The sequence below is a fragment of the Thermomonospora catenispora genome, from assembly GCF_006363815.1.
GTDB classification, from domain to species: domain Bacteria; phylum Actinomycetota; class Actinomycetes; order Streptosporangiales; family Streptosporangiaceae; genus Thermomonospora; species Thermomonospora catenispora.
Window position 1 is genome coordinate 1,392 of the sequence record NZ_RRYT01000078.1, and the last position, 599, is coordinate 1,990.

Consider the following 599-nt stretch of genomic DNA (forward strand, 5'->3'; position numbering starts at 1 on the left):
ATCACGGACAAGATCCTCTATTGGCTGGCGTCGCTCATTGACGACAGCCCCGAGCCCCCTGCGGAGGGCTCGCTTCCCGGCTGGGTGGACTCGGCCTCGGGCTACGCCGGGCACGTCTTCGGGATCGCCTCCGGGGTCGGGGCCTGGGTGGACTTCGGCCTCTTGGCCGTCGTCGTCTCGGCCGTCCTGCTCTCGCTCGTGACCGGCTTCGGCATCAAGGTCGCGCGCCTGGGCGTGGGCTTCACCACCGGGCGGAACCTGTGAACGCCCGTACATCGGTCGCCGTGTGGGTGACGGGTGTCGTGCTGGTGCTCTGGTCGCTGGTCCAGGTGCTCCACCTGCGGGCGGTGCTCTCGTGAGGCGCTGGGCGCTGAGGATCAGCTTCCTGCTCCTGTTCCTCTGGATCGCACGGGCGCACGGCAACGTGGTGCCGGTCTTCCTGGGCTACTGCCTGTGGGCCTACCTCGTGTGGGCCGCGTGGCCGCGCCTCGTCCACGACGCCCGGCGCCTGTGGTCCTACGGCGACCCGCTCCGGGTCTCCCTCTCCCGGCTCCCGCGCCGGAACCCTAACTCCGGTTTCTAGGACAGCTGCCGGGCCC

The 599-nt window shown here is 70.3% G+C and carries 2 protein-coding genes; both read left to right on the top strand.

The genetic code is table 11. The annotated features are described in order from the left end of the window. On the top strand, positions 1–264 hold a 264-nt coding region (locus EIO00_RS23890; RefSeq protein WP_161602794.1), incomplete at its 5' end, for a hypothetical protein. A gap of 91 nt (positions 265–355) precedes the next feature. Then, on the top strand, positions 356–583 hold the full coding sequence (locus EIO00_RS23895) for a hypothetical protein (protein WP_140182689.1): 228 nt from the start codon (positions 356–358) through the stop codon (positions 581–583). The last annotated feature ends 16 nt before the right edge of the window (positions 584–599 follow it).